We start from the raw sequence: 23,435 nt of genomic DNA on the forward strand, positions 1-23,435 counted from the left end.
TTAGTATCAATAATTATTACTATCCAGCCAATTCTTAAATTGCTGTTTTGCCGATTTCATGATAATTACTTCTTCAATACGGGTATCGCCCTTATCGTTTTTGGCACCGTAATTTATCTTATGCGGAACCCCGCCCGGATAATGTACACCGAATTTTACGATATGCGAATATGCATCGTTTGAATCGGAATTCCACAGTTCGACGATGCTATCGTCTTCATCAAAAACAACACCCCAGACAGTAACAACATGAAGCGGATCAACAACGTTCTTTACCGGTTTTATAACAACGGCGATTGCGTGCTCCTTGTTAAGAGCTTCCTTTATCGTCTGTTCAAACTCTGCTTTGGTCTTGACCGCCCTGCTTATAATAAGGTTTGTTAAATCGTTTTGTCCGCCGAATACGTCTTTTACAATACCGGGGGGAGCTTTTTGCTGGGAAGGAGCGTCCTTGCCGCGTAAATACCAATTAACGGCGGTATCTAAAGTGCCTCCCTGATTGGGAAAACTCTTTCTGAATACGTTTGCAACGCTGCTTTTCTCTCCTTCACCTGCATCACCGCGGCCGCCTTTGTATTCGCCTGCATATATTTTATATGTTTCCGTATCGGCTATTATACCTTTTTTTTGCATGTAGCGGGAAAGATTATCCTTATTTTCCCTCATCCACCAGTGAATTAAGTCGGCGGTTGACATTGCCCAGCACATCTGATTATCCTGCACCGCTTTAAAGTTTTCCGTGTAACACAGCTTCCTTGCATTAAACCATGTTGTACTTGCAGTTTCTTCCCATTTGCGGTACCTGTCATCCGTTGCCGGTTCAGTTTTGAGGTCGCTTTCTGACGGAGGGGTAATACCCTGTACCCACTTTGTTTTAAGTACCGGATTGGGATGAGCCTGTTGAATAATCGGTATTTCACGAATGAGTTTTGCCTTATCAGTGTTATCGGTTTTAAACACAAGATAAGCCCTTCGCTCAAATAGCGATTTATTTTCTTTAAGCTCTACGGTAATCTCATCAATATTCCCTTTCGAAACAGGTGCCGTTTCCACCCAATTACCGTTCCCGTAAGCATATCTGACGGTACAATTATATGTTGAATATTGCGTTTTTTTTGTAATAGATAACACCCTAGAGGAAGCCTGATGATCGGATTCTATTTGCGACTGGCTGAACTCAAACGTAGAATCGTCCTTTATCTGGAAACGGATAGAAGCACGGTGCTTACCGTCGGCCCAAATATTAACGGTTGCAATTCCCTTTGCAATTGCCGTAACCAGACCGGTTTCCGTAACTGAAACCAGATTCTCCTCATACTTATATTCTACCTCTTTATTTGTAGCATTTTTCGGTTCAATAACGGGTTTCAGCTGAAACTGTTCCCTCAACTTAACCGGTAAAGTAGTATCTTCTCCGATAAGTTCATCATTTATATCGTGAAGAACAACTTTAGTTACCGGAACATACTCCGGTATAAACGGGGCGAGCTGCCCGGAATTGTCCGGTTTTTGTCCCTGCCCCGAGTGCGGTTTGGCAGTACCGCTGCCGGAAGGGATTGTTTTTGCAAGACTATTCGGACAGCCGGCAAGCAGTACAATGACCGCCGTAAGAACACCTAATAACCCCGCATATAAGAGCCGTTTTTTATTCATTTAAATCTCCTTAATATATCCTCAGCACATTATGAAGCGTGCTGATATTATCTTTCTAAACACTCGCAATTTTCAGTTCGCGGCATCCAACCATGCTTTAAATTCTTCTTTTGCCGATTTCATAACAGCTACTTCTTCAATGCGGGTGTCGCCCTTATCGTTAGGAGCAGCATAGTTTATTTTATGCGGTATTCCATCAGGATAATATACGCCGAACTTTACGATATGCGAGTTTCTGTCATTGGAATCGGAAGTCCACAGCTCTACGATGTTATCGTCTTCGTCAAAGACAACCCCCCATACGGTAACGACATGCAGCGGGTCGATAATATTGGTTTTCGGTTTTATAACAACGGCAATAGCATGTCCGTCATTTAAAGCACCCTTTATCATATCTTCAAACTCTTTTTTGTTATGTGCGTAACGGACTTCTATCAGCTTGTTTAAATCTTCCTGTCCCGTAAATACGTCTTGCACAATACCGGGCGGAGCAATCTTTTGTGAACCGTTGGAAACGCCGCGTAAATACCAATTAACGGCGGTGTGTAACTGTAACCCGACATCGCCGTACCCGTTGCGGAATACATTTGCGATGCTGCTTTTATCTTTTTCGCCTATATCGCCTAAACCGCCCTTGTATTCGCCTGTGTAATATGGATATTCGGCTTTATCGGGCGTAATTCCTTTTTTTTGCATATAGCGGTCAAGGTTGTCTTTGTTTTCCCGCATCCACCAATGTAAAAGGTCGGAGGTAGACATTGCCCAGCACATATTGGCATCCGCAACATAATTATGATTTCGTGTATAACGGAGCTTACGGGCATTAAACCACGTGGTATGTGCCGTTTCTTCCCATTTGCGGTAACGCACATCAGTTCCTATTTCCTTTTTAATTTCGCTTTCCGCCGGAGGTGTAATGCCGTGCACCCACTTTGTAGTAAGTTTGGGGTTAACAATGTTTGCCGTTTGGGTAATGTTCAGCGTATGTACTGTTTTTTGTTGTTGCGTTCCTCGTCTAGCCGGTTCCATTTTTGAAACAGTCAGCGAAACCGTTCTGGGCACGGGCGATGTATTTTCGGCAATACGGAGCGTAAGCGTTTCTTTTTTTGTGTTTTCGCCTGTTTTTTCCACAGTCAGCCAAGGTTCGGGAGGATTAACCGTCAGCACATACTTGGTGCTGTTATATTTTTTTTCAATAACGAGCGTTTCGGTAAAAGCATCACGGCTGTGTTTTATTGCCGTTTTACCTGCAACCTTAAAAGTATAATCGTCTTTAACCTTAAAGTACATAGTGTACTCGCGTCCGTTTGACGCTATCGCCGCGATTTCGGCATCTCCAAAGCTGTTTACCGTAATAATTCCTTCGGGGCTAACGGAAATACCGCCTTTTTTTACCTCATACCGAAGGGTTTTGTCCGAAGTTTCGGGCGGGTCGAAAACGGGGATAAGCTCATACGGTTTATTCAGTTCAAGATTCATAAAATTCGTTATCGCAAATTCCGTACCATCTTGTGTATCTTTTCCCTTAAAAGTTATAGTGTTTACGGGAACCATACCTTGACCGGAAGATGCCGGCAGTTGTCCCAAAACAGGATTTTGCTTAAACAATACCTTTACCGATGCATCGGAAGTAAGTTTTACCGCCGCAGTTAAATCACCCTCGGTTCTTCCCGATACTATCTCACCGCCCGTAACATTCCAGCCTGCTACTACATAACCTTCGCCAGGCTGAGCGGTAAAAACGGCAGTTGTGCCGTTTTCGGCTTTAGCACCTGGTGTAATGCTTTTTCCGTCAATCACAGCCTTAAGTCGGCCTCCTTCGCCTTCAGCACCGAACTGTACCTCATATTTTAACGGCTCAGGCTTTATGGGGGCCGAGCATCCGAGTGCCAAAACCGAAATAAGGGCGGACACCCCGAAAAGGTTTAAAAAAAGCTGAACTCTTGATATATGTTTTTTTGTATATTGTTTCATAGTATAATCCGTTAACTGTGTTTTAATTTTTTTCATATTAAAATCTCCTTAAAAATATTATTTATAACTATAATTTTTGCGCATAACGCGTAATATATTATACAAGTTTTCCGCCTTCCAGCCGTTTGTATGCATAATGGCGTATCTTGTTTTTCAATGAATACAGAGCACAAGATAAGCTGCTTATATGCTTTATGTTACCTATTTTTTGTCTCCGTATTTCAAATAAAAACTCCTTCGCAATTACGGATTATATCCTAAAAAAGGCCGTGTTGTCATTTCGACAATCTTGCCGCCGCACAACTGCATACTCACCTTTAATTCCCGATGACATATTCCGGACTTACTTCCAAAGCGATTCCTTCGCTTTCACCGGTAAAGTTTATATGTATTTTAAGTTTATCACTTCCGCTTTCTTTATTCAAATAAACATATTTGATAAAAATATGTTTACCGTCCGCCGTTTTTGAAAAGGATATAGGCTCGTTAAAGGCTAAAACGTCTTCAGGTTCCCTGCCGTTTACTTCCAAATAAAATACGGAAACCGCTGTCTTTTGTAAGGGATTTTCCAGCGCAAACATCGTCATCTCTCTTTCGGTATCGTATTGTTCCGATAAAAAGCGGTAGTTTTCAAAAACTTTATGTTGCCATTTTTGACGCGAATTTGGGTCATCTTTTACCTTTACGGAAAAATTAAATAAAGACGCTATATTGTCTTTAGGAATCTTTTTAAACCCTGCCGCCTTTGCCGTTTTTGTTACGGTTATGCGCCGTACGGAAGGGTCGGGTTTGGAAGAAAGCATTTCTGCGATTTGTTCCTTTTCGGCAATACAATAAGTTATTTCAAGAGTTCCTTCAATATCATCCGCCTTTATACCTTCATTTTCCGGATGAAACAAAGCCGTGTCCATCTCCATATTGAACTGTCCGCCCTCCCGATTATAACGGGCCATAATTGTTTGTATATGGGCATCATTTATAAGACGCGCAGGTGTTACCCTAAGGTGCTTTGCAAAAGCATAATATTCCGAACCGAACACATCGGCAGATACATTGATAATGCCGTCATCGGTTTTGTTTATAAGATACCTAAACACATCTTCTTTCGAAAAATAGGGCTTTGTAAGGTCGGCTCCCAAGCGTGCAAATAAAGCACTTCTATCCGTTTCTGTTGAAGTTTCAATGCCGCCAGCCTCTTTTTTTAAGTATTTAACCTTATACTCTGGTTTTATTTTTATTTTATCGCCGTTTTTTTCCAATGCCGCGGCTAAGCTGTAACGGTCATGAACTCCCAAACTGAGAGTGCCGGTATTATCATCACTGAAAGACAGCTTTTTTAAAAGAGCGGAGTTACCGGCCGCATCCGAAATAAAGGTATCCAATGTTTTATTGTACTCTATAGCTTCCGAAAAATCCAATTCTGCTGCACTGAGGGAAGGAAAAATCTTTGCATAGGGATTTTCAAAGCCTGTAAAGGTCAATTCTTTTTCAAAGGACTTTTCTCCTTTTGTGCCCTTTACCTTTACGGTAAAGGTTCCGGCTTTATCATCGTAGGCGGTAATTGCTTTTTCGGTAAAGGTCAGCACCGAACCCTCAGAAGGATCCGTATCACGGATTTTTTTTGCCGCATTGGAGGCGGTTATATTTCCCTTTGTTAAAGCAAAGGCGCTCATAATATCCTCTTTTAACAAATCACCCTGCTGTCTCTGCGGATTAAGCGGTGCATTTGAGTTTATATCAGTTTTCGGTATTGCCGAATTAGGGCATCCCGCAAATAAAAAAATGCAGCATATTATAGCAGCTGCCATTATATTGTTTAATTTTATTTTCATAAAACTCCTAACATAAATATATCATTTTAACCAGGTTTTAACAAACAGAGAGAGAATTTAGTTACAAGAATATTAATACACGGCTTACGCACGAAAAAAAATAGCCGATATTTAAAGTATGAAAACATTAAAAGAATATTTTAACGAACTTAATGATAATCGTCAGTCTGGCAAAGTAAAACATCTAATCAGTGAAATATTGGTAATAGCACTGTGTGCTGTTTGTAGCGGAGTTCAAACTGTATTTGAAATAGGGGAATTTGCCGAAGTAAAAAAGGATTGGCTAAAAAATGAGGTAGGACTCTTGTTAGAAAATGGCGTTCCTTCGCACGACACCATAGGAAGAGTCCTTGCGATGATTAATCCCAAACAATTTCAAAGCCTTTTTATCTCGTGGATTGAACAATCCCTTAATATTCCAGCAGGTTCATACATTCACATTGATGGAAAAACATTACGTGGAAGTGCAAGTGAACAAAGCAAGGGCATTCATTTAGTAAGTGCATTTGCTCACGAAGCGGGAGTTGTACTAGGACAAATAAAATGTGCTGAAAAATCGAATGAAATCACAGCAATTCCTGAACTCCTTAACCTTTTAAAACTAAAAAGCTCGATAATTACTATAGATGCCATGGGTTGTCAAAAAGAAATAGCAAAAGAAATCACAAAGAAAAAATGTGATTATGTATTGGCTCTAAAAGAAAATCAACCGGCAGCGTATAATGATGTAAAAGATTATTTTTCTATAGAAGATAAAGACTTTCAAAACACACTTTTAAGATTTGAAACCTTGGATATAGGGCATGGCAGAGAAGAAAAAAAGAGAATACTTTCTTTCTTCTAATATAAACTGGTTTGCAGATAAGAATAAATGGGCAAATTTAAAGAGTTTTGGAATGGTCAAAAGCACTGTAAGGTGCAAAGGCAAACAATACAGTGAAAAGCGTTACTTTATTAGCAGTATAGAGGATATAAATGAGTTTGTAACAGCTGTAAGAACACATTGGACAATAGAAAACACCTTACACTGGTCGCTGGATGTAATATTTAGAGACGATGAATGTCAAATTCGAGAAAAAAATACTGCTGAAAACATAGCAATTTTAAGGAGGATTTGCTTTAATCGAATGAAAATGTATCAAAACGGTAAAACTCTGAAAAGGAAGAAAATGCTTTGTACTTTTGATGATTCATTTAGGTTTAATGTTTTATTTAGCTAAGGAATTCATGCGTAAGCCGTGAATATTAATAATTTTCTCTTGATTTTATTATTTTTTAGATATATAATGTTATCTATAGATAATTACAATTGTTGTGAATTAAGCTAAAAATTTATTCTAACCAAAACCTTTGATATTTATAGGAGATTAAATTATGAAAAATATTGCAAAATATACAGTTATAAGCATATTTATTCTTATGCTGTGCACCGCCTGTCCCCATAATAAGGGAGCCTACCCTGACATAACCTCCGGCTCACAGGATTCCGTTCCTTCCGCACCCTATGTCGAAGGCGGTATTTCGCTGGTAGTAAGTCAGGATAAAAAGACGATAAATATTAACGTAAAAAGCAGTAACGGCACACCGATTGAACTCGAAGAATGTACCGCATCTTCCGTTCCGCATGATACATACGAAAATGTAACGGCAAAAAACAGAATCATCATCTTAAAGCCTCAAACTGGTGCCGATATTATAGGATTAAACTGTCCTAACCAAGCCGTGCTGAAAATAAATGCCTCAGGATGTAAAACGCTTACAAGCTTAACCTGCAATAAAAATCTGCTGGACAGCCTTATTCTTCCTGCCGATTCGCAGTTAACCCATTTAGCATGTGCGGAGAATAAACTTACTGCTCTTAATATACAAGCATGTAAAAACCTTGAAAGCCTTGAATGCGGAAACAACAAGCTGACATCGCTCGACCTCAGCGGGTTAAACAAATTGACTAAAGCGGAGTGTTGGCAAAATAATCTTACCGAACTTAAGCTGACGGGCTGCACCGCTTTAACAAATCTTGACTGCGAAACCAACAATTTATCGGCACTTAATCTCAGTAATTTAACGGCTTTGACAGAAGTAAACTGTAAGTCAAATAAGCTAACAGAGCTTACCGTAACCGGCTGTACCGAATTAAAACAAATAGAGTGTTATAACAATAACTTGAAGGAAAACGCATTTACAACGCTTTTAAATACCCTGCCGAATAGAACTTCCGCCGAGACGGAGGGGAAGATTGTGCTGTGCAAAAAAGAAGGCGAAACGGGTAATGTAACCGTTTTTACAACACCGGAAGCTTTGACAAATGCAGTGACCGATGCTAAAAATAAAAACTGGAAATTGTACAAAAAAACCGGCACGGATACGGACCAAGAAATATAAAAATTAATACAAAACCGCCGATTAAGGTATTTAACCCTAATCGGCGGCTTTATTATAAGTTAGAACAACGCTTTTAAAGCTTTTAACTTTAGCAAATTTTGCCGCCCGAAACCTTTATATCGGCATCGTTTTCGACAATGGCTTCTATTGCAAGTTCGATTCCCCTTACAATCATCTCAAGGCTCATCGAGGGAGTTGTTGCAGGCTTTCCGACAGCCTGTTCGGGCAAAAACGGAATATGAATAAAGCCGCTTTTCATCGGTTTGCCTTGGGCTGTTCTTGCGGCTGCAATATGAGCAACACCGTAGCAAACATGGTTGCAGATAAATGTCCCTGCCGTATTCGATATTGAAGCAGGTATTTTGCCTGCCTTTACCTTCTCGACAATGGCCTTAATCGGTAAAGTAACAAAGTAGGCAGCAGGGCCGTCTTTTACAACAGGCTCATCAATCGGCTGATTGCCTTCATTGTCGGGAATTCGGCAGTCGTCAATATTTATACCGATTCTTTCTACCGAAATATCGGCACGGTTTCCGGCTTGACCGATACTTAAAACAACATCGGGATTTTCTTTTTCAATCATTTCTTTTATCTTTGCTACGGATTTTCCGATAACGGTCGGAATTTCCAGCTTGATAATTTGTGCTCCCAAGATTTGATTGGGAAGGAGCTTAATCGTTTCGAGGGCGGGATTTACCTTTTCCCCTCCGAAAGGATCAAAACCTGTAACTAAAATCTTCATTATATCGCTCCTAATTAAAAGGCAAGAGTCAGCATCAAAATAATGTGAACAATAATCAAAGCAAAGGACATAAAGGCTTGTGCTTTTATCAGGGTATATTTGTTTTCGGTTTCCAAAATTGCTGCAGGAACAATGTTAAAGTTTGCAGCCATGGGTGTTAAAAGAGTACCGCAATATCCGCAGGTCATACCGAGGGCTCCTACAATTGCAGGGTTGCCGCCCTGTGCAATTACAAATGGAGCACCTACACCGATTGTGATAACGGTAAAGGCAGCGAAAGCATTACCCATAATCATTGTAAAGATTACCATACCTAAGCAGTATGCAATAACACCAAGGACCGGAACACCCTGAGGAACAATACCGCTTGCAAAATGGCCTATGATTTTGCCGATGCCGGCTGTTGCAAAAATTGCACCCAAAACACCGAGAAGCTGGGGAAGTAAGCTGGAAGAACCTACCTGCATAAGCATCTTTGATGTATCGTTAATAGATTCCTTCATCTTAGGTTTGGTCAAAAGAACCGCAAAGATGAGGGCAACGATAGAAGCTATACCGACAACCTGAGCTGTAGTAAATCCGAAGATAATTTCTTTTCCGGCAGCATTTGTTCCGAGAGAAATTTTAAAGCTTTTCATTTGTGCCAAGAACATGGCGACAACACCAATCAAAACGGCAGGTATAAAAATCTTATTTCCGACCTTTTTTGAATTTTCTACAATTTCTTCTTTTGTTGCAGAAGGAATATCTGCAACCTTTACCTGCTTTGTAAGAGTAAGAACACCAAGACCTACCAATAAAGCACCGATGATGGCTCCGCCGTAGGGCACATTGAGTACAAGAACCTTTCCGAACATAAACAAGAGACCCAAAATTCCCCAAAACAAGAATGTTCCGATAGGATTCTTTTTATCTTTTAAGGAGATCACGGCAGTAATAATTGAAACAAGACCGCAAAGACCATATATAATTTCATCGATGATCATGCTGTTATTATTAATAAAACTAAACATCAGCCTACTCCCCCTTTCTAAGTGATTTTTCAAAAAGCCAGCACTGTACCAAGGCTATAAGAACCATTGCAACACCTGCAAAAATTGAGTACTTAGCTACATCCGTATTTGTAATATCAAAACCCTGCTCCTTTAGTGTTCCTGTAATTAAAAGAACACCTGATGCAACAGGGAAGATATTTTGACCGAAAAAGTTTCCGTAGTTTTCGGAAGCACCTGCAAGCCCCTTAATCTTTTCGATTTTTTCAGGAGGAAGTTTTACATTCTTTTGTGCTGCACCTTCTGCCATAGGAAGAATAAGAGGCCGTACAAACTGAACATGACCGCCCAACCTAATCGAGAATGCAGATGCAATTGTTCTTATAAGAATATAGAGCCAGATAACCATACCTGCACTTGCACCCTTAATCTTTTCGTAAATTCAAAAATTGCAAACGGTTATCGTTTACAGACAAAAACTCTAACTCCGGATTTTTTGTAAGATCCAGATTACCGATTTCATTTTCATGACAATATAAAGTATTTAACTTTATATTGTTAGATGTATTAAGAGTTTTTAATTTATTATTTTCACAATATAATTCTTTTAGTTTTCTATTGCTGCTTATATTCAATTCTGTCAACATATTCTTTTGACATTTAAGAGTAGTAAGATTTAAATTTTGTGTTAAATCCAATTCAGTGAGCTTATTTTCCAATACATATAGATACTCAAGATCTTTAAGATTAGAACAATTGATTTTAGATATATTATTTTTACCGCAAGACAATTTGATCAACTTATTATTTTTTGATAAATCCAACTCAGTTATATTTGTATTGGAACAATGACATTCTTGCAATTCAGTAAGATTAGAAATATCAAGAGAATTTAGTTGGTTATTATAGCAATTCAATATCTCAATATTTTCATGTCCGTCTAACGATAAAGAAGATAGTTTATTTTTATAACAATAAAACTCTCTAAGACTTAAATTTTTGCTTATATCCAATTCGGATAATAAATTCTCACCCGCTCCAAGAAAGGTTATATCAACATTTTTTGACAGGTCGAGATTTTCAAGCTGATTATTACCGCACCATAATTTCTTTAAAAGAGGACTTGAGCTGATATCTATAGAAGTAAGAGCATTACCTGAACAAGCGAGAAATTTTAAATCTCTGCAATTGTCTGTATTCAAATATGTCAGCTCATTGTCATGACAATATAATGTTGTAAGAGAGGTATTTTTGGACACGTCAAGAGAGTCTAATTTGTTATTTTGCAGTTCTAAATGTACTAATCCTGTGATATGCGAAACATCCAGTTCCGTAATTTGATTTTCATAACAAAAAATCTCTTTTAGATCAAAATTTTGACTTAGATTTATGGATTTCAAACTATTTTTTTCGCAAGACAAATATACAAGATTTCTGTTATTTGTAAGCTGCAAGTCTGTAAGATTGTTGTCAAAACATGAAAGGCTTGTTAATGAGGGATTATTACCTAAATCAATGCTTGTGATACGGTTTCCATCACAAAAAAATCTATTTATTTTACCGTATATAGTTATAATATCACTATCAATAACATAATCACGATAAGCGGACATACCCGGAGTAACAAATGAAGTTATATCTTCTTTTTCATCTATTTGTTTATTTCCGTTTAAATCAATCCATATAGGTTCACGATTATCGACAAATCTTTCAACTTTGAGTCGTATTTTTTCTCCCTTTGATTTTGCCGTGGCCAAACTTATAGATTCCGTATTCGGTAAATTGATAGGTGCTTCTTCTTTATCGTTTTTGTTATCCGCAGTTTTTATATCTTGCTCTTTTTGCGGCTTATTATCCGAACAAGCTGCCGCAAAAAGAATAAAACTTATAAAAATTATAACCTTCTTTAGTTTTTTAATATCCATAAAACAAAACCTCTCATTAAAATTATCAAATACGCTAAGGCTATGATGACTTTTTTTCAAAATGATGTCAAGGGTCAACCAAGTTGAAAGTTAGAATGAAAATAATAATCTCTTTTAAATTTGCATTATAAACATTTCTATGATATAATCCTTCTTGCATTTATAAAGAGGTTAATATTATGAAAAAGATACTGCTTATCCCCGATTCCTTTAAGGGAACAATGAGCTCGGTTAGAATATGCACCTTGATGAAGAATGCGGTACATGAAATTTTCCCTGAGGCTCAAGCTCTTTCAATCCCTGTAGCTGACGGAGGGGAGGGCAGTGTCGATGCTTTTTTAGAAGCTGCAGGCGGAATAAAAAAAACGGTTAAAGTGAAAAATCCTTTTTTTGAAGAAATGGAAGGCTTTTACGGTATTTTAAAAAATGAGAATCCGAATGCCGAAAAAACCGCAATAATTGAAATGGCAGCCTGTGCAGGCCTCCCCCTTGCGGTGGGGAGGCTTAACCCATCTCTTACCACAACCTATGGGGCAGGGGAGCTCATAGCCGACGCCCTCGAAAATGGCTGTACAAGAATTATAATCGGCTTGGGCGGAAGTGCCACAAACGATGGGGGCTGCGGTGCTGCAGCTGCCTTAGGAGTCAAGTTTTTTGACAAGGATGGCAAAAGTTTTGTTCCGGCAGGCGGAACATTAAAAAACATTGAGCGCATAGATATGTCGGGCTTAAACCCTCTTGTAAAAAAAGCAAGGTTTACAACCATGTGCGATATAGATAACCCTCTTTTCGGTAAAAACGGAGCCGCCTATATCTTCGGCCCTCAAAAAGGTGCAGATCCTAAAATGGTTGAAGAACTTGACCAAGGCCTTAAACACCTGGCCTTAATTACAGAAAAAACGGAAGCGCTTAATTCCCGTTCCAAACTTGCTGAAATTCCGGGAGCAGGGGCGGCCGGAGGAATGGGCTACGGCACTCTAATCTTTTTAGGTTCCGAATTAAAAATGGGTATTGAGATTGTTCTTGATACGGTTGATTTTGATAAAAAGCTCGACGAAGCCTCCTTTGTTTTTACGGGAGAGGGAAAATTGGACAGTCAAAGCTTAAGAGGAAAGGTCGTTGTAGGAGTTGCCAAAAGAGCCAAAAAGAAAAATGTGCCTGTCATAGCCGTTGTCGGTGATGCGGAAAGCGGAATAGATCCTGTGTATGATACGGGAGTTTCTTCCGTATTCAGCATAAACCGCCTTGCTGTTCCATTCAGCCAAGCACAAAAAACGGCCGAGACTGATTTAGTCTCAACAATGAAGGATATCTTGCGACTAATCAAAATAAAGCAATAAGAAAACTTTGCTATATGTTGACAAACACTCTCATTTAGTGTAATAATTCTCCTTTTAGGAGATATAATCTATGTTTACAAATCCCCTCATCTTAGCGGCCGTACTATTCGGTCTCACCTACGTTTTGATGATTACTTTGACCAATCACAGACCTATCGTTGCCTGCTCGTCAGCCCTTATCTTTGTTCTTTTAGGAATTTTACCTTATAATGAAGTTTTTTTTGCAATAGATTGGAACGTTATTTTAATGATTGCAGGAACAATGGGCTTGGTTGCCCTCTTTACCGAATCTAAGATGCCTCAACGCATTGCAGATAAAATCATAAATAATGTACCCGATGTAAAATGGATAATAGTATGTCTCTCTCTTTTTGCCGGTTTTATTTCAGCCTTTATGGATAATGTTGCGACTGTTCTAATGCTTGCTCCCATTGCAATTGTTCTATCAAAAAAACTGAATATGTCGCCTGTTAAGCCCATAATTGCTATTTCAATCTCTGCAAACCTTCAAGGTGCAGCGACCTTGGTAGGAGATACAACTTCAATTCTTTTGGGAAGCCATTTAAACATGACCTTCTTTGATTTCTTCTGGTACTTGGGAAAACCCTCTCTTTTCTTTGCTGTCGAAATTGCAGCTGTCGCTGCCACCGGAATTATCTACTTTATTTTCCGCAAAGCAAACGAAAAGCCGGATAAGGTTGAACTTACCAAAGTAACGGATTATTTCCCCTCAATACTCCTTCTTGTAATGGTCGTTCTTATGATCATAGCTTCATTTTTGCCGGAAGATAAAAAACCTCAAACTATAAACGGGCTGATTTGTACAGGCCTTATGATTGTCGGAATTCTTTACAATATCATAAAAACAAAAAAACTCGATATTTTAAAGGTTGTAAAAAAAGAACTAAGCCTTGAAACTCTCTTTTTGCTAATGGGACTGTTTACGGTAATCGCAGCCGTTACAAGGGCAGGAGTTATACAGGCCATTGCCGACTGGTTCTTAACACTCGGCTCAAATGTATTTTTAATTTACACAATCATTGTATGGGGCTCGGTTTTAATTTCGGCCTTTGTCGATAATATTCCCTATGTAGCTGCAATGATTCCCATTATACAAATACTTTCAGCAGGGCTTAATGTTGCTTCTCCCATTTTGTTCTTCGGTCTGCTTTCAGGCGCAACCCTCGGAGGAAACATAACCCCCATAGGAGCGTCTGCAAATATTACTTCCCTCGGTATTTTAAGAAACGAAGGACATCAGGTAAAAAACAGCGAATTTATGAAATTAAGCGTTCCATACACCTTGATTGCGGTAGTCATCGGCTATGTACTCATATGGGTATTTTACGGCGTTTAATTGTATCTTTAATAAAACCGCTTATAATGATATAATGTAAAGCAAAGACAATAACTGTCTTTGCTTTATTTATTTGGAGGATAGAAAATGAAAAAAGGTTATGTCCAAGTTTATACCGGAGACGGTAAGGGAAAAACGACAGCGGCTTTCGGGCTTGCACTGAGAGCCGTCTGTGCCGGATACAAGGTTTATATAGGCCAGTTTTTAAAAGGAATGAATTACAGCGAGCTAAAAGCTCCCGAATATTTGCCCAATCTTGAAATAGAGCAATATGGAGAAGCTCACTTTGTTCATAATGATCCTACAGAAAAGGATATCCAAAGGGCAAATGAAGGCTTGGATAAGATTGAAAAGATAATTATGTCAGGCGACTACGATGTCGTAATCATGGAAGAGGTCAATGTTGCCCTTTTATACGGTCTTTTTGACATTGAACGCATCCTGCACATCATCAAAAACAAGCCCGAAACGGTTGAGCTTATTCTGACCGGCCGCTATGCAAATAAAAAAATAATTGAAGCTGCTGACCTTGTAACAGAAATGAAGATGATAAAGCATTACTTTAATGACGGTGTACAGGCAAGACGCGGTATAGAATCTTAAAAAGCTTATGGAGATGGGGGGAATTGAACCCCCGTCCCGAAAAGGGAATCAGAAGCGTCTACAGGCTTATCGGTGCGAGGTAGTTGTCGGGATCCGGTAGCAGCACCGAAAGCGTCGAATCCTTAGTGCAGAAGAAGTCCTTTTTAACGTCCGCACACCGCTAAAAAGCAAGCCCCGATTGGCATCGGAATCATGCCCCGCTCGGAGCAGTGCAAAGCAGATTCCGCGATTATGCAGCTAAGGCGTAATCGAAACTGTCGTTATTTTCGGCAGTTATAGTGTTTGCCGAATCAGGAGATCGGCACTCCGCCTGCAGCTTAAGCCTCCGTCTTTCCGGTCGAAACCGGAACATCCCCAAGCTGTGAGTAATTTACTATATTTATGCGGAAAAGTCAAGGGGAAGAATTTTACTGATATGTCAGCCGAAAATTTTTTTTACGGCTTTTTGCATTATAGCGGCTAATAAAATTGCTATTACTGTCCATGCAAATATAGCAGCCGTTTCAATCTGTACCTTGGCGGTTTGAAAGGCAGAACCTATGCCGTATTTAGGTTGGCTCAAAACCTCAGCCATTATAACAACTTTTACTGCAAAGCCCGTACTTAAAACATAACCGTTCCTCAAAAAAGGCTTTATACAAGGAAGATACAAAAGTTTTAACCTTTTAGAAAAAGGAACATTAAAATCATAGGACATTTCTATAAGATTTTTATCTATATTTTTAACTCCGTCTGCAATGTTTCTATACAAAATAGGTAAAACAATCAAAGATGTAACAAAGACCGGAGTCATATCCGATTTAAACCAAATTAAAGATAAAAGCAAAACAGAAATGGTAGGGCTCGACTTTAAAATATTTTCAGGTGCTGATAAAAATTCTTCAATCTTTTTATTTAAACCCGCAGCTATTCCTAAAACAAAGGTAATAAAAGAATCCAAAAATAAGGTTATAAAAATTCTGATAAGAGAACTTAATATAAATAAATAGGTTTCTTGGGTTTTTATGATAATAAAAAAGGCTTTGAGAATTTCTTTAAGGGGCGGAACAATAAACGGAGCCTTTACGATTTGTGCAAAAAGCTCCCAAAGAGCAAGACAAAAAAAGACACCGCTTATTTTATAAATTTTATTTTGCTTTATAGTAAAAAGCATCATCAGGCAATTTTCCGCCTATAAATTTAGGATCTGCTTCAGCCAAAACTTTTAAGTAGCCCTCTACTGCCCGCCGTGCCTTTTCGGCTTCCGCAAATGAGATATTCAGTTTGGGAATTGCCTTGGATAAAACCGGCTTTGGAATTTCAACACCAATTTTACCGGAATAATCGGCAGCCTGAGGAGCATTTTGATTTACCCATACGGCAGATTCTTTAAGTTCTTTTAAAAAAGATACAACATATTCAGGATGTTTTTTTGCAAATTCTGCATTAACAACAACAGAAGCCTGAGGATAAGATTCTCCGCCAAAAAACTTTTTCCACTCCGCAGGAATATCAAGAATAATTTTTGTATCCGGCTTTTTTGTCATGATCATACTTACAACAGGCTCTGCAGCAATAGCAATTTTAGCCTTTCCGCTTATAAAAACCGGAGGAATATCAACGATTGCAGCAACATATTCAAAATTAAGGTCTTTGTCGGGATCTAATCCGTTTCTTTTAAAAATTTCTTTTGATGTTATATCGGGAACTATATTTCGCCCGAAAGAATAAATTGTTTTTCCTTTTAACTCATTAATTGAAGAAATAGGTTCAGAGCTTATAACATACAAATTTCCCCAAATGATTGAGCCAAGAAGCCTGATATTCTTTTGCTTGGAATATATGACTGAAGCAAGATTTGTAGGAACAATTGCAATATCAGCTTCCCCAGACATAATCCTGCTCTGAACTAATTCAGGTCTGGCAAGCACTTCATACTCTGTTTCCAAGTTATTAATCATAGGCTTTTCATACACAAGCTTTGAAATAGATACCGCAGGAGCTCCTGTAGGCATCACAATTTTTACCTTAACACTATCTTTTGAAGTCTGCTCCTTGCTTCCGGCTGCAAAAAGTACACCGAAGCAAATAAACATAAACAAAACTTTTAAAAATGTTTTTTTCATATTTCCTCCAATGCCAATAATATTGACCCTAAAAGAATACTATAAAATAACAATTAGAGTCAATATAGGTTGACATTATCAAAACTAGTCTTTACCCAGAATACTTAAGGCGATTTTGTCATCCGGATTGATTTCTAAAACGGTTCTAAAAAAGGCTTCTGCTTCTTCTTGTTTTCCTTGTTTGAGGGCAAGAGTCCCAAGATTAGAAATAATTTTTATGTTTTCGGAATCTAAGCTCAAGGCATTGATCAGATATTTTTCGGCTTCACTAAAGGCCTGTAACTCCATAGAGCAAATTGCCAGCTCATTATACGCCTCACATAGAGGTGACTTGTCCGAAATTTCGGCAAGCTCCAAAAGCTCAACGGCTTTTAAAAAGGAGGCATGGGCATCCTCCCAGCGGTTCATCCGCCTTAAAGCCCAGCCCAGCAAAAACCAAGCATTCCAAACCTTAGGCTTTTTTCGCAAAAAAAGTTTTATACTTTCAGCAGCTTTTTCTTCTTCTCCTAAATCAATGTATTTATGTGCCTTCTGAAAAAGCTCATCATCCAAGGCTTGCTCCGAAATAGTTTTAAGCATCTCGGCAGCCTTATTTTTTCGGAATTCAGCTGTTTCGGAAGTATCACTTTCTATTGCGGAATATGTTTCTAAAAGAGACTTAGCTTTTACATAATTTTTAATTTTTATAAAAAAATAAGCCGCATTAAAAAAGACAGCCGGTATGGGAGGCTCAAACGAAATAAGCTCCGAATAGAGATCTTCGGCCTTTTTATTAAAACTCAAACCTTCTTCAAAAAGATTTCTCATCTCACAATATTGAGCACGCTCTTCCATCAAGAGAGCTAGGTTTAATTTGGTTATGCCGTCATCAGGATTTAGGCCCTCAAGAGAAAGCAATATTTCTTCAGCCATGTCAAAATCAGAATTTCTTGTCTTGATGATTGCAGCCTGAGTCATTTCTTTGCGGATATCGGGACGAAGAATATTAAATATTTTTCTGTAATATTGAATATTTGTGTTTTCTCGGTCATAGGCAAAAACGGTAAGCATCCCGGCAAGAATCATTTCCGGCTTTATGTTTTCGGCCTTAAAATTTTGTTTTTCGTTCAGTTCGGATAATTGAATGGGAAGAGGGATAGAAGAATCGAGACCTTCAAAAATTTTACCGGATTGTTCAGCCGATAGTTTTACATATAAAAGCGAATCAATAGGATTTTGCATTTTTTCTCCTAAATATTGTAAATTAAAATTTTAGTATTTTTATTGTTGAGCAGACTGTTCAAGAGCCGGAGCGGCAGGGGGAGGCGTTAAAGGATCTGTACCTGAAGAAGGTGCAGAAACAGGAGCTGAGGATGGAGTGGGATCTACATCGTCTAAAAAGTCGTCTCCAAAACCGCCCGAATTTGATTTACGGACGACAGAAAAATGCTTATTCAAATACATCTTGTACATCATCGGAATATTTTGCGGATAGTACTGAATAGCCAGAGCAACCAAGTCTTTTCTGCCTTCAACCGGTTCGGTTCTTACGGCTCTTCCCTTGATTCCAAATACCGAATGAGGATCCTCAAACGCAAAACGGAGGGTAACTTCTTTATTCATCAAAAAGTTTGCAACACCGACAAGAAGAATTTTTGCACCCGAAAAAGAAAGGTCTCTTATAAGGCATCTTCTCGGAATAGCATCCACATAGGCGACAGTACCTTTTTCTACAAGTCCTATTCTCCGGCTTATTTCCGGGGTAATCATAACTCTCTCATTTTGGCGTTTTTGAGAGTTCATATTGGCTTCAAGTAAAATGCCTAGTTTTTCTATTAAGTCATCCGGAGCTCGTTGTGTATATTCAAATGTAATTAAAACAAGATCATAGTTTCCGGCTTCATAAGATGAGATTCCGACAAGTTTTGCTGCAACAAAAAAAGAAAGAGGAGCCTTTCCTTCAGTATCAAAAAAAGCAAATCTGATATTGGCAGAGGTAACGCCGTTTCTTAGATTTTCAATAAAACCGCTTTTTTTACCGCAAATTATTTTTGCCTTTGTCATTGAAGCTGAATTTATAATACAAGGCCACTGTCCGCCCGCAGCTCTTACAAAAACCTGCTTAGGATCAAAATTAAGAGTTAAAACTACTTCTTTTGAGAAAGTAACATCTATATCTTTATATAAGTTATAATATCTGTTTAACTGCTGACTTACTGCAAAGGCCATAGATATATGATAATAGTTATTTTGTAAAAGGTCAATAAGGCTAAAACAAAAAACCCGGGAACACTACGGCACAAAAAGAATTAATCTACCGCTGCTTCCTTCCGGATCTGACGGGGTTCGAAAAACCTTTCTTGCATAGGCCCCGGGACGGAGAGAGAGGGATTCGAACCCTCGGTACCATCTCTGGCACACACGACTTCCAATCGTGTACCTTCGACCACTCGGACATCTCTCCAAAAGTTAAGGAATGCGTTTGAGGCTAAACCACTCTCCGTATTAAACGGAGAGAGGGGGATTCGAACCCCCGGTACCTTGCGGTACAACGGTTTTCGAGACCGCCCGATTCGACCGCTCTCGCATCTCTCCAAAATAAAAAAAGCCGGTTGAAACTTTCAGCCGGCTATTAACGAGGCTAGGCGGGTTCGAACTGCCGACCTTCAGATCCGCAATCTGACGCTCTATCCAGCTGAGCTATAGCCTCAAAAATTATTCGGAGTAGGGGGGATTCGAACCCCCGGTACCCGTAAGGGCACAACTCCTTAGCAGGGAGCCCGATTCGGCCGCTCTCGCACCACTCCAGAGTTTGTACAACAAACATTAACGGAGCGAGAGGGATTCGAACCCCCGGTACCTCTCAGCACAACGGTTTTCAAGACCGCCGCCTTCAACCGCTCGGCCATCGCTCCAAAATGTAGGGTTAATATTACCCTAAAAGCAGGGGTTTTGTCAATAGGTAAAATTCAGTTTTTACAACTTACGGATTTTATAATAAAATACGAATTATTAAATAAAAAAGCCTAAGCAGAAAAGAAGGAACATTCTAATCAGCTTAGGCAACACCTCTTACAATTATAAGTAATTTAACTTAAATTTAGGGCATTGGTATGGTCGGTCTCTTTGCATTTTTAATTTCATCAAGAGAAGGAGATTTAGTTTTTTCAGTTTCCAAAATACTTTCCCTTCCATCAAACTTACCAGTTAAGGTTAATTTCTTACCTTTTAACTCAAAGGTAATTTTCTCAGAACCGTTTTTTATACTGATCTTATCACCTTTAATAGCATAATCAACCTCATCATCTGCTTTAAAAAGACCATTCATAGCAGGAACAAGAGAATCTGTCACCTTTACCGCCATACCATGCTTTCCATCAGCAGTGAAATATACATAATTATGTGTTTTACTGCCCATAGCTTCTAATGGAAATTCCATAGAGTTTCCATCAACGGTCACCTTTTTTACTTCCCAGACACCAACAAGCTTCTGTTTGTAAATATGATCACAACCTGTAAATAAAGCCACTGTGCTGACCATTAAAATAAGCACAACCAATAAGGAAACAATGTTCTTTCTATTTTTCATTTTAGACTCCTTGCAGGACACACCTGCTTTTGTATATTTTTAAAAAGAAAATAAGTATTTAAAATCGGTTCCATGAACGCATAATACGTTCCGATATAAAACCTATTTTCTTTTTTTAACACGAGGATAGTTAAATGATGTAAATCTTGAGAAATATTTTTAAAATGTAGAGTAAGAAAAATATAAAAAGAATTTAAATAAAAACAATTAAGTTTTATTCTAGAGGGGGGGGGGTATTCTATATAACTAGAAACCTCATTTAGAAATCCAATGTAACGAAGTATTTCACACATATTTGTATGTTACCGGAATGTAATTTTTTTGTCAAGATAAACAATATTTATTTTTATATTCTAGTTATATACTTATAGATATATCTCTATAACTAGAATATAAAATGTTTCACGTGAAACATTTTGCTGTCTTGTATCAGATGGGGCTTTATGATAAGATATTGCCGGAGCATTTTATGAACATAGTATCAACAGAAAAAGCATCAGCACTTTGTATTGAGAACAATATTATTTCAGGTTTTTTTTCAAAACCGGTAAAAAAAGATTCAGCTATTCAAAAGATAAAGTTGAGAAAAATCATTTTAAAAAATCAAGAACAATATCAGCTTGAAAGTTTTGAAGGAACAAAGGTTTTTCATAAAAACCTTTTACCTCAAAACTTACAAAAAGAACTTGAAGGTCTTTTTTTTGAATTTAAGATTGCAGAATTTAATTCTTCAAATAATCAGCTTATTTTTTTTCAAAACAGTAAAGGAGCTATTCATTTTAAAACAAAAGCTATAAAAAAAGAAAATCATACAAATAAAGCAGATGTATTATCAAATGAAATTTTTGAGCATGACAAGCAAAAAGAGTATATTCTAAGTACTTCAGAAATGCCTATTTTTTTAAAAAAGCTTAACTTTTTTACGGATGAAGGAAAAATAATTCAAAGCAAATATCATAAATTCCGCCAGATAAATAAGTATTTGGAATTTATAAAATCGGTTTTGCCCGAATTAAAAGATATTTTAAAAGAAAAGAAGGAGCTGCAGATTGTAGATTTCGGCTGCGGAAAAGCTTATTTAAGTTTTGCTCTTTACTACTATTTGACTGAAATTGAAAGCTTGCCGGTTAAGATATACGGCTTGGATCTAAAAGAGGATGTTATAGATTTTTGTAATAATTTAAGCCGTGAATGCGGCTTTAAAAATCTTATTTTTAAAGTCGGAGATATAGGCCGATTCAGCTTTGATAAGGATCCGGATATGGTGATAAGTCTCCACGCCTGTGATACTGCTACCGATTTAGCTATAGCCAAGGCAGTCAAAAGCAAGACAAAAATCATATTTGCAGTTCCATGCTGTCAGCATGAGCTTAATACCCAAATACGTAAAAATAGGGAAAAGGTTATAAAGTCTTTTTCGCCTATGCTTGATTACGGTATTATTACAGAAAAATTTGCTTCCCTTATGACGGATACAATTAGAGGAAAACTCCTCGAATCGGAAGGATATAGGGTGAGCGTAGAGGAATTTATCGAAACGGAACATACTCCTAAAAATATTCTGATTAAGGCAGTAAAGGTAGATGATGAAGCTAAAAACAAAGCTATTCTTATTCAAAAAGCAAAAGAGGAATTTAGAGAAATAAAACACGCTTTTTTAATTGAGCCTTGCTTGGAAAAGCTTTTGAATGAAAACTAAGAAGAAAAGATATAGAGGAAATTATGATATACGAACAAATAGATAGTCCTATCGGAAAGATACTTATCATTGCCGATAACTCCGGTTTAAAAGAATTGAGATTTATAAACAAGGATTCTGTCATACAGATTTCTGAATCAACTCAAAAAAATGTCGAACAAGCCGTAAAAATCTGTACTCAAGCTAAGGAAGAGTTAAAACAATACTTCGAAGGAAATTTAAAGCAATTCACAGTTCAAATTTCTCCCGAAGGCACAGACTTTCAAAAATCAGTATGGAAAGAGCTTTGTAAAATACCTTACGGTAAAACTTTATCCTATAAGCAAATTGCCGTAAATTTAAATAATCCCAAATCCTGCCGTGCCGTAGGAAACGCCAACGGAAAAAATCCTATACCGATTATAATCCCGTGCCATCGAGTAATTTGCACCGGAGGAAAATTAGGCGGTTTTTCTGCCGGCTTAGATCGAAAAAGATTTCTTTTAAGCCTTGAGAAAAAAGAATATCAAATAGAATTAATTCCTCTTGTGGATAACTTGTGATAAACTTAGGCTAAAATTAAGCAGAAAAGCAATGTTTCACGTGAAACATTTTTAGTTAGAAGATAGACAAAAACAAGCCTAAAACAGCCTTTTTTATGGAGTTTTTAGAGATTTATAGCGTTTTTTCTTCTGTTTTAATGGAAATATCGATTTATAATAAAAAATACATAAAATATTCTAATTTTTAATTGTGGATAACTTGTTTATTAAATTTGAATAACTGTGAATATTTTGCTATTTATTCTTTTTTATTATGGATTTTTTTAGAGCCTTTAAAGCTTTTTCTAAGTCTGGAGGCAGGGTTTTATCCGGTTCGGAAATTGTTTTCAAGCTATCGTCTTCAATATCTTCATTAGAATAAGAGGTTTTTGATACATCAGCTTTTTGTTTTAATGAGAATTCAGATTCCACAAAAACAACAATATTATTTATACCCAATGCAGGATAAAATTTCTTAAAATTATATATTATTTTTTTCTTTCGAATTAAAAGCTGCTGGCTCCAGCCTGTATGTTCGGTTTTTATAATTGCCGTATCATTTTTTATATCGTAAAGCTCGCAATAAGACGCTAATTTTTGGTCACCTATCACTTTTTCCCAAGCTTTGAAAACAGATAAAGCTTGCTCTCCATCCAGATTTGAAGCAATTTCAAGCATTTCATTGAATTTTTGAGAAAAATTATCTACTATTTCTTTTGAGGTTTTAAAAAGCTTCATATTT

Annotated in this window: 21 protein-coding genes, 5 tRNA genes and 2 other RNA genes; 8 read left to right on the forward strand and 20 right to left on the reverse strand. The window is 37.8% G+C overall.

Translation table 11 applies throughout. From position 1 onward, the window contains the following. Positions 1–6: 6 nt before the first annotated feature. The 3 genes from E4O00_RS12375 to E4O00_RS12385 form a co-directional block, all read right to left on the reverse strand. Complete coding sequence (locus E4O00_RS12375) at positions 7–1,653, reverse strand: IdeS/Mac family cysteine endopeptidase (protein ID WP_253677657.1); 1,647 nt, start codon at positions 1,651–1,653, stop codon at positions 7–9. A gap of 72 nt (positions 1,654–1,725) precedes the next feature. After that, complete coding sequence (locus E4O00_RS12380) at positions 1,726–3,663, reverse strand: IdeS/Mac family cysteine endopeptidase (protein ID WP_253677658.1); 1,938 nt, start codon at positions 3,661–3,663, stop codon at positions 1,726–1,728. A 281-nt stretch (positions 3,664–3,944) separates the two neighbouring features. Further along, a complete protein-coding gene (locus E4O00_RS12385; protein ID WP_253677659.1) occupies positions 3,945–5,459 on the reverse strand; it encodes a lipoprotein 17-related variable surface protein in 1,515 nt (504 codons plus the stop codon). 118 nt (positions 5,460–5,577) lie between these two features. Between E4O00_RS12385 and E4O00_RS12390 the strand changes: the two genes are divergently transcribed. The 3 genes from E4O00_RS12390 to E4O00_RS12400 all read left to right on the forward strand — a co-directional run bounded on the left by E4O00_RS12390 (position 5,578) and on the right by E4O00_RS12400 (position 7,841). Beyond that, on the forward strand, positions 5,578–6,303 hold the full coding sequence (locus E4O00_RS12390) for an ISAs1 family transposase (protein WP_253677660.1): 726 nt from the start codon (positions 5,578–5,580) through the stop codon (positions 6,301–6,303). After that, on the forward strand, positions 6,263–6,679 hold the full coding sequence (locus E4O00_RS12395; protein ID WP_253677383.1) for an ISAs1 family transposase: 417 nt from the start codon (positions 6,263–6,265) through the stop codon (positions 6,677–6,679). The genes E4O00_RS12390 and E4O00_RS12395 overlap by 41 nt, the downstream gene beginning before the upstream one ends. Before the next feature lie 154 nt (positions 6,680–6,833). Further along, complete coding sequence (locus E4O00_RS12400) at positions 6,834–7,841, forward strand: leucine-rich repeat domain-containing protein (protein ID WP_253677661.1); 1,008 nt, start codon at positions 6,834–6,836, stop codon at positions 7,839–7,841. 88 nt (positions 7,842–7,929) lie between these two features. Here the strand turns inward: E4O00_RS12400 and pcp are convergent, their stop codons facing one another. From pcp to E4O00_RS12420, 4 genes are read right to left on the reverse strand one after another with little or no spacing between them, the layout of a single operon-like run. Beyond that, positions 7,930–8,583 (reverse strand): pyroglutamyl-peptidase I, encoded by a 654-nt coding sequence (gene pcp / locus E4O00_RS12405; protein ID WP_253677662.1) that lies wholly within the window; start codon positions 8,581–8,583, stop codon positions 7,930–7,932. Positions 8,584–8,597: 14 nt separating this feature from the next. Then, the gene (locus tag E4O00_RS12410; RefSeq protein WP_253677663.1) at positions 8,598–9,596 is read right to left on the reverse strand and encodes a DUF979 domain-containing protein; all 999 of its coding nucleotides are present in this window, start codon (positions 9,594–9,596) and stop codon (positions 8,598–8,600) included. Between the two features lie 4 nt (positions 9,597–9,600). Next, positions 9,601–9,984 (reverse strand): 5-oxoproline transporter, DUF969 family subunit, encoded by a 384-nt coding sequence (locus E4O00_RS12415; protein WP_253677664.1) that lies wholly within the window; start codon positions 9,982–9,984, stop codon positions 9,601–9,603. Positions 9,985–10,000: 16 nt separating this feature from the next. Further along, positions 10,001–11,500: a leucine-rich repeat domain-containing protein gene (locus E4O00_RS12420; protein ID WP_253677665.1), complete on the reverse strand. Its 1,500-nt coding sequence runs from the start codon at positions 11,498–11,500 to the stop codon at positions 10,001–10,003. 179 nt (positions 11,501–11,679) lie between these two features. On the opposite strand from E4O00_RS12420, the gene E4O00_RS12425 reads away from it, so the two are divergent. The 3 genes from E4O00_RS12425 (at position 11,680) to cobO (ending at position 14,800) form a co-directional block, all read left to right on the forward strand. Further along, positions 11,680–12,840, forward strand: coding sequence for a glycerate kinase family protein (locus tag E4O00_RS12425; RefSeq protein WP_253677666.1), 1,161 nt, complete (start codon positions 11,680–11,682; stop codon positions 12,838–12,840). 70 nt (positions 12,841–12,910) lie between these two features. Then, positions 12,911–14,197, forward strand: coding sequence for an ArsB/NhaD family transporter (locus tag E4O00_RS12430; RefSeq protein ID WP_253677667.1), 1,287 nt, complete (start codon positions 12,911–12,913; stop codon positions 14,195–14,197). An 87-nt stretch (positions 14,198–14,284) separates the two neighbouring features. After that, entirely contained in the window at positions 14,285–14,800 is a 516-nt protein-coding gene (gene cobO / locus E4O00_RS12435; protein WP_253677668.1) for a cob(I)yrinic acid a,c-diamide adenosyltransferase, read from the forward strand. A 5-nt stretch (positions 14,801–14,805) separates the two neighbouring features. Here the strand turns inward: cobO and ssrA are convergent. The 12 genes from ssrA to E4O00_RS12495 form a co-directional block, all read right to left on the reverse strand. Continuing rightward, positions 14,806–15,156, reverse strand: a transfer-messenger RNA (tmRNA) gene (gene ssrA, locus E4O00_RS12440). A gap of 62 nt (positions 15,157–15,218) precedes the next feature. Then, positions 15,219–15,956: an ABC transporter permease gene (locus E4O00_RS12445; protein WP_253677669.1), complete on the reverse strand. Its 738-nt coding sequence runs from the start codon at positions 15,954–15,956 to the stop codon at positions 15,219–15,221. Continuing rightward, entirely contained in the window at positions 15,928–16,905 is a 978-nt protein-coding gene (locus tag E4O00_RS12450; RefSeq protein ID WP_253677670.1) for an ABC transporter substrate-binding protein, read from the reverse strand. Before E4O00_RS12450 ends, E4O00_RS12445 begins: the two co-directional genes overlap by 29 nt. An 84-nt stretch (positions 16,906–16,989) precedes the next feature. Then, positions 16,990–18,126, reverse strand: coding sequence for a tetratricopeptide repeat protein (locus tag E4O00_RS12455; RefSeq protein WP_253677671.1), 1,137 nt, complete (start codon positions 18,124–18,126; stop codon positions 16,990–16,992). 39 nt (positions 18,127–18,165) lie between these two features. After that, a complete protein-coding gene (locus E4O00_RS12460; protein ID WP_253677672.1) occupies positions 18,166–19,113 on the reverse strand; it encodes a PilZ domain-containing protein in 948 nt (315 codons plus the stop codon). A 49-nt stretch (positions 19,114–19,162) separates the two neighbouring features. After that, an RNA gene (gene ffs, locus E4O00_RS12465) (signal recognition particle sRNA small type) lies at positions 19,163–19,261 on the reverse strand. Further along, a tRNA-Ser gene (locus tag E4O00_RS12470) sits at positions 19,262–19,348 on the reverse strand. Between the two features lie 46 nt (positions 19,349–19,394). Continuing rightward, a tRNA-Ser gene (locus E4O00_RS12475) sits at positions 19,395–19,479 on the reverse strand. 41 nt (positions 19,480–19,520) lie between these two features. Next, positions 19,521–19,594 (reverse strand) — tRNA-Arg (locus E4O00_RS12480). A 10-nt stretch (positions 19,595–19,604) separates the two neighbouring features. Further along, a tRNA-Ser gene (locus E4O00_RS12485) sits at positions 19,605–19,691 on the reverse strand. A 23-nt stretch (positions 19,692–19,714) separates the two neighbouring features. Beyond that, positions 19,715–19,799: transfer RNA gene (locus tag E4O00_RS12490), tRNA-Ser, on the reverse strand. 185 nt (positions 19,800–19,984) lie between these two features. After that, on the reverse strand, positions 19,985–20,473 hold the full coding sequence (locus E4O00_RS12495) for a lipocalin-like domain-containing protein (RefSeq protein WP_253677673.1): 489 nt from the start codon (positions 20,471–20,473) through the stop codon (positions 19,985–19,987). A 469-nt stretch (positions 20,474–20,942) separates the two neighbouring features. Here E4O00_RS12495 and E4O00_RS12500 point away from each other — a divergent pair, with 469 nt between their 5' ends. Continuing rightward, complete coding sequence (locus E4O00_RS12500; protein ID WP_253677674.1) at positions 20,943–22,172, forward strand: class I SAM-dependent methyltransferase; 1,230 nt, start codon at positions 20,943–20,945, stop codon at positions 22,170–22,172. 23 nt (positions 22,173–22,195) lie between these two features. Beyond that, positions 22,196–22,714: a methylated-DNA--[protein]-cysteine S-methyltransferase gene (locus E4O00_RS12505; RefSeq protein ID WP_253677675.1), complete on the forward strand. Its 519-nt coding sequence runs from the start codon at positions 22,196–22,198 to the stop codon at positions 22,712–22,714. Between the two features lie 234 nt (positions 22,715–22,948). Here the strand turns inward: E4O00_RS12505 and E4O00_RS12510 are convergent, their stop codons facing one another. Continuing rightward, positions 22,949–23,431: a DciA family protein gene (locus E4O00_RS12510; RefSeq protein ID WP_253677676.1), complete on the reverse strand. Its 483-nt coding sequence runs from the start codon at positions 23,429–23,431 to the stop codon at positions 22,949–22,951. Positions 23,432–23,435 lie beyond the last annotated feature (4 nt).

The sequence above is a fragment of the Treponema sp. OMZ 788 genome (assembly GCF_024181245.1).
Classification (GTDB): domain Bacteria; phylum Spirochaetota; class Spirochaetia; order Treponematales; family Treponemataceae; genus Treponema_B.

Coding starts and splice junctions, on each gene's coding strand:
- E4O00_RS12375 (WP_253677657.1), bottom strand. CDS start 1,653: ATGAATAAAAAACGGCTCTTATATGCGGGGTTATTAGGTGTTCTTACG.
- E4O00_RS12380 (WP_253677658.1), bottom strand. CDS start 3,663: ATGAAAAAAATTAAAACACAGTTAACGGATTATACTATGAAACAATAT.
- E4O00_RS12385 (WP_253677659.1), bottom strand. CDS start 5,459: ATGAAAATAAAATTAAACAATATAATGGCAGCTGCTATAATATGCTGC.
- E4O00_RS12390 (WP_253677660.1), top strand. CDS start 5,578: ATGAAAACATTAAAAGAATATTTTAACGAACTTAATGATAATCGTCAG.
- E4O00_RS12395 (WP_253677383.1), top strand. CDS start 6,263: ATGGCAGAGAAGAAAAAAAGAGAATACTTTCTTTCTTCTAATATAAAC.
- E4O00_RS12400 (WP_253677661.1), top strand. CDS start 6,834: ATGAAAAATATTGCAAAATATACAGTTATAAGCATATTTATTCTTATG.
- pcp (WP_253677662.1), bottom strand. CDS start 8,583: ATGAAGATTTTAGTTACAGGTTTTGATCCTTTCGGAGGGGAAAAGGTA.
- E4O00_RS12410 (WP_253677663.1), bottom strand. CDS start 9,596: ATGTTTAGTTTTATTAATAATAACAGCATGATCATCGATGAAATTATA.
- E4O00_RS12415 (WP_253677664.1), bottom strand. CDS start 9,984: ATGGTTATCTGGCTCTATATTCTTATAAGAACAATTGCATCTGCATTC.
- E4O00_RS12420 (WP_253677665.1), bottom strand. CDS start 11,500: ATGGATATTAAAAAACTAAAGAAGGTTATAATTTTTATAAGTTTTATT.
- E4O00_RS12425 (WP_253677666.1), top strand. CDS start 11,680: ATGAAAAAGATACTGCTTATCCCCGATTCCTTTAAGGGAACAATGAGC.
- E4O00_RS12430 (WP_253677667.1), top strand. CDS start 12,911: ATGTTTACAAATCCCCTCATCTTAGCGGCCGTACTATTCGGTCTCACC.
- cobO (WP_253677668.1), top strand. CDS start 14,285: ATGAAAAAAGGTTATGTCCAAGTTTATACCGGAGACGGTAAGGGAAAA.
- E4O00_RS12445 (WP_253677669.1), bottom strand. CDS start 15,956: ATGATGCTTTTTACTATAAAGCAAAATAAAATTTATAAAATAAGCGGT.
- E4O00_RS12450 (WP_253677670.1), bottom strand. CDS start 16,905: ATGAAAAAAACATTTTTAAAAGTTTTGTTTATGTTTATTTGCTTCGGT.
- E4O00_RS12455 (WP_253677671.1), bottom strand. CDS start 18,126: ATGCAAAATCCTATTGATTCGCTTTTATATGTAAAACTATCGGCTGAA.
- E4O00_RS12460 (WP_253677672.1), bottom strand. CDS start 19,113: ATGGCCTTTGCAGTAAGTCAGCAGTTAAACAGATATTATAACTTATAT.
- E4O00_RS12495 (WP_253677673.1), bottom strand. CDS start 20,473: ATGAAAAATAGAAAGAACATTGTTTCCTTATTGGTTGTGCTTATTTTA.
- E4O00_RS12500 (WP_253677674.1), top strand. CDS start 20,943: ATGAACATAGTATCAACAGAAAAAGCATCAGCACTTTGTATTGAGAAC.
- E4O00_RS12505 (WP_253677675.1), top strand. CDS start 22,196: ATGATATACGAACAAATAGATAGTCCTATCGGAAAGATACTTATCATT.
- E4O00_RS12510 (WP_253677676.1), bottom strand. CDS start 23,431: ATGAAGCTTTTTAAAACCTCAAAAGAAATAGTAGATAATTTTTCTCAA.